We start from the raw sequence: 4,073 nt of genomic DNA on the forward strand, positions 1-4,073 counted from the left end.
CGCCGCTGCACAAACCCGAAACAGCACCCCGCCGCCGCGGCAGGCCACCCAAGGCCAGGCACGCCGACCTCAGTCCCAACACATGAGGACCAGCCGATCTGGGGAATTTTCAGCCAGCGCTTCCGGGGAGAATTCACTCAGCCGCTACACCTCAGCGGTCTCGACCACCTCGACCGTCACCTCGGTGAGGATCTCGCCGGTGATCTTGTCGCTCACCGGACGGCGGCGCTCGACCACCACCCGCTCGCTCTGCAACGTTACCTGCTCCTCGACCTCGGTCTCGACGACGTAGCGCCGGACGCGCGCGGTGCCGCGGTTCTCCGTTCGCTTGGTGACCTCCAGCACCTCCTCGCCGAGGGGGATCACCTCCTCCTGGCTGGTGGGAGCCCTGGTGCCGGACGGGCCGGTCTGCCGACCCTGCTGGAGCCCCTGCATGGCACCTGCCCAGGGCCACAGGAACATGTCTGTGAAGGCACTGGCCGAGGGCCGCGTCGGGGCGGGCGCGCGTACGGGGGTGGCCTGCTCCTCGGCGCGAAGGGAGCTCGTCACCAGGCGCGCGACCTTGCCCGTAGCCTCGGCCGCGACGTCCAGCGGCATAGCAGCCGCATTGGCGACACGGCTGGCGGTCTCACGGCTGCGGCGCTCCGCGGCTTCACGCTCCTGCTGCTGCCGATCAGCGGCCTCGGCCTCGAGCTCGGCCTGCTCACGCTCCCGGCGTGCCTTCGCCCGGCGTTCCTCGGCCTCCTCCTGCCTTGCTTGCTCGACCTCGGCCAGGCTCGCCTCCATCTTCTCGGTAACCTTCTGGACCTGCTCTGCGCTCAACGCGCTCTGCACAGCAGGCAGGAGCTCCTTCTTCTCGTCCCGGGCGTGCTGGCGGAACGCCTTCTGCAACTCCGCAAGGAGTGGGATGAACGCCTCGTCATTCTTGGGCAGCGTGTCGAGTTCGGTGAGCTTCGCGCGGAGGTTCTTGTTGTCCGCGATAGCCTCGACCACGAGGCCCCTGGTTTCCGAGTTCTTCCGGAGCAGTGGGAAGAGGAACTCTTCCTCAAGGTTTGCGTGCAACTCGAGCGCGCCCTTGAGTTCGCCAAACAGCTTCTCGCGGGTCTTCACGGCACCCTCCGTAGTGTCGGAGAGACGGGCGAACAGGTCGTTCACCTTGCTGGAGCCTTCTTGCATCAGCGTGCGGAGTGACATGCGTAGATCCTTTTTGTGTTGCTGCCGCTGCCCAGCCTTGTTGGCGTCAGGGGCTGTAGGGCCCCTCAGCGGTGGACAGCGGTGGGTTACGCTCGTCGGGTTCGGCGCAATCCGAGGCGCCGTTCCACTGGGCGAGGGCCTCAGCCCTGGGAGTTGCTGGTTGCGTGTCGCTTGCTATCGGGCAGGGTCACCAGGCGGTTCCCCCCTGCTCGCGCACTCTGGCGAGGAAATCCTGCCCGGCCCGCGTGGGCAGAATGCAGCGTCATTCCCGGGCTATAACGTCCGGGTAAGCAAACTATTTGCCGCATCGCAGCATCACGGTGCAGTGGTGGTGCGCGGCACACACTGTGCCTTTCGAGATCGCAAGGTCCGGGCGCCATTCACCCTGCACTCTGGATGGCAGCAGCGCGGTCGCCAGCTAACGCCGCCGGATTAGCCGGAGTACGGCCTCGTTAGACCTACGGCCAATCCCCTCGACGAGGTCGGCGGCCGAACCGTGCATGCGGGCGAAGGCCAGCGTCATCTGCCCTGCAAGCGTCTCCTCGCCACAGCCGAGCCCGCGGAGCGCCTCAGTGGCCCAGAGGTAATGGACTTCCTCGTCCGCCGCGTGGCTCCCGATGAGCGCCGCCATAGCTGGAGGGTAGGGCTTCACGGCGAAGCGGGCGTACTTCTCGCGTGACTGCCACTCGTTCGAGATGAAAGCCATCAGGATCGTCCGGTCTCCGCCTGGCAGCCCGGCCATCTGCACCCCGAGCTTGAGCAACCCGGTGGGCAGGTGCGGCAGCACCGGGGGCACGCCGCCCAGCTCGCGAATGAGAGCCGTAAGGTCGCGGGCGTGCCGCTCGTGGTCCTCCCGATAAACCCGGAGCTTCTCCCGCAGCGCCGGGTCGCGCAGGGCGGAGAGGGCAACAGAGTACATGGGCAGCGCGTCGTTCTCGAGTTGCAGCAGGTCGACGAGGTCCGCCTGCAGGGCGGGCAGGTCGACGTCCTTCGTGCTGGTTTCGGTGTCGGTCATGGCTCGGGGTTCCGGACGGTCGTGGGGAGCGCCCACTTGGTGACCCGTCCCGCCGATGCCCAGCCCGCTGCACAAAGTGGGGGTAGGACATGGCGAATGCCGCGCTGCACAATTTCCTTGTAAGTGCCAGTTCGTAACGCCTAGACACCTTCATGCTGCAGTGCAGCAAGGTGAGCATCAGCTCTCCTGCGGCGCAGGTAGATAGAGGAAACGACCATGTTCATGCAGAACCGCATGCCTCATGCGAATGACGTGATGGCCAGCATCTCTGAGGCTGCTACCAAAGCCACCGAACTCAATCGCGCCAATCTCGAGGCCGCGACCCGTTCGGCCCAGCTCTGGACCATGGGCTTGCAGGACATCGGCCAGCGCTACCTCGCGATGTACCAGGGCATGGCTGAGGGCTTCGCCACCGCAGCCAAAGCGATCGCCGCTGCGAAGTCCCCGCAGGAGGCTGCCACGATCCAGACCTCCTACTTCAAGACGGCCCGGGACCAGGTGACCGGCCAGGCGACCCAAATTGGGGAGGCGACCGCCCAGCTGTTCAACCAAGCGTCCGCGCCCCTCGCCGAGCAGGCCACCGCAGCCTCCGCAATGATGGCACCCCGCAAGCGCGCCGCCTGACATCCGCGACCCGGCCAGCGTGTGGGATTGCGCAGGCTCTGTTGCAGCGTTTGCGCCTGCCGACGACTGTGGTGCATGGAAGGGATCTGAGGCCGAGGGAGGGTAGGATAGGGCTGGGGTGCCCCGACGACCGACGGGGACACCGCGCTTGCCCTTCAAGGTGAACAAGGACCGGCGCCACAGGATCCCGCGACAGCGGCATCGGGTGACGAACTGGCCCGAGTATGAGGCGGGCCTTCGCGCTCGTGGCAGCCGTCGTGTTCGGTCCTGGCGATCGCGACCGCGCTGACCTTGCGGGCCGTGTTCCATTTGGCACTCCGCCAAACAGAGGGCCTGATCGCCTCCATATGACAGTTGCTCGGCACTGATCTTGCCGTGTCCTACCATACGACTTTGAGCCGGCGGGCGGAAACGCTCGAGGTGCAGCGGCCACGCTGCGGGCAGGCGCCCGTGCACTGTCTGGTAGACAGCACGGGTTGAGGCTCTGCGGGCCCGGCGAGTGGCTGACGGAGAGGCACGGAACCCGACGACGCCGATCGTGGCGCAAACTGCATCTCGCCACTGACGTCGACACGGGGCGGGTCATCGCCTCGGTGCTGATGGGCCACGATGCCGATGACGGTGGGCAAGTCGGCCCGCTGCTCGAGAGAGTGGACGGACCTGTCGCATCCCTCACCGCCGATGGAGCTTGCGACCGCGACGACGTCCATGCGGAGATCATGGCCCGTCACCCTCAGGCCGAGATCATCGTGCCGCCCCGATCAAGCGCCGTCCCAAGCGCGGCCGCAGCGGCAGGCAGAGAGCGTCTGGCTACAACTGGCGTGCCCTGGTCGAAGCCGATGTGTCGCGCTGGAAGCGCGTCATTGGCGATGGCCTGCGCTCGCAAGCAAGCGGACGCTACGCGATCCAGGTGGCCATCGCCGCCGAGGTGCTGAACCGCATGTTGGACCTGGGTCGCCCAGAATACGTCCGCATCGCATGAGTGTTAGGGCTTTTGGCGTCCGTGCGTCCAGCGTCCTGATCGGTGCACCACGGTCGTACACCACGGTCCCTCTATGTCGCTGATCCATTCCCAGCGGAAATGCTGGAAAAGTCAGATGAGGGCAATTCATCGGCGATCAGGCCTCTGATCCTGGTCGCAAGAACGTCTAAGGCAAAAGGCTTTGTGAGCACCGCCATGCCGGGCGGTAGATGCTTCTCACCCATAACGGCTTGCTCCGCATAGCCTGTGATGAACAGC

Annotated in this window: 6 protein-coding genes and 1 pseudogene; 4 read left to right on the top strand and 3 right to left on the bottom strand. The window is 66.0% G+C overall.

The window, feature by feature from the left end; all coding sequences use genetic code 11:
- Nucleotides 1-144 precede the first annotated feature (144 nt).
- Nucleotides 145-1,194: a hemerythrin domain-containing protein gene (locus J8J14_RS24450; RefSeq protein WP_209382146.1), complete on the bottom strand. Its 1,050-nt coding sequence runs from the start codon at nt 1,192-1,194 to the stop codon at nt 145-147.
- Nucleotides 1,195-1,612: 418 nt separating this feature from the next.
- Entirely contained in the window at nt 1,613-2,209 is a 597-nt protein-coding gene (locus J8J14_RS24455) for a DUF2383 domain-containing protein (protein ID WP_209382148.1), read from the bottom strand.
- Between the two features lie 216 nt (nt 2,210-2,425).
- On the opposite strand from J8J14_RS24455, the gene J8J14_RS24460 reads away from it, so the two are divergent.
- The 4 genes and pseudogenes from J8J14_RS24460 to J8J14_RS25905 all read left to right on the top strand — a co-directional run bounded on the left by J8J14_RS24460 (nt 2,426) and on the right by J8J14_RS25905 (nt 3,815).
- Complete coding sequence (locus J8J14_RS24460) at nt 2,426-2,833, top strand: phasin family protein (protein WP_209382150.1); 408 nt, start codon at nt 2,426-2,428, stop codon at nt 2,831-2,833.
- A gap of 354 nt (nt 2,834-3,187) precedes the next feature.
- Complete coding sequence (locus J8J14_RS25895) at nt 3,188-3,313, top strand: transposase (protein WP_456307532.1); 126 nt, start codon at nt 3,188-3,190, stop codon at nt 3,311-3,313.
- Nucleotides 3,310-3,630 (top strand): annotated as a pseudogene (locus J8J14_RS25900) (transposase); the annotation flags it as partial. The gene J8J14_RS25895 and the pseudogene J8J14_RS25900, both read left to right, overlap by 4 nt.
- Nucleotides 3,631-3,674: 44 nt before the next feature.
- Nucleotides 3,675-3,815: a hypothetical protein gene (locus J8J14_RS25905; RefSeq protein ID WP_408896630.1), complete on the top strand. Its 141-nt coding sequence runs from the start codon at nt 3,675-3,677 to the stop codon at nt 3,813-3,815.
- 71 nt (nt 3,816-3,886) lie between these two features.
- On the opposite strand, the gene J8J14_RS24470 is transcribed toward J8J14_RS25905, so the two are convergent.
- Nucleotides 3,887-4,073, bottom strand: a 187-nt coding sequence (locus J8J14_RS24470; RefSeq protein ID WP_456307533.1) for a hypothetical protein, incomplete at its 5' end; no start/stop codon positions are given.

Source organism: Pararoseomonas baculiformis, from assembly GCF_017813395.1.
GTDB lineage: Bacteria > Pseudomonadota > Alphaproteobacteria > Acetobacterales > Acetobacteraceae > Roseomonas > Roseomonas baculiformis.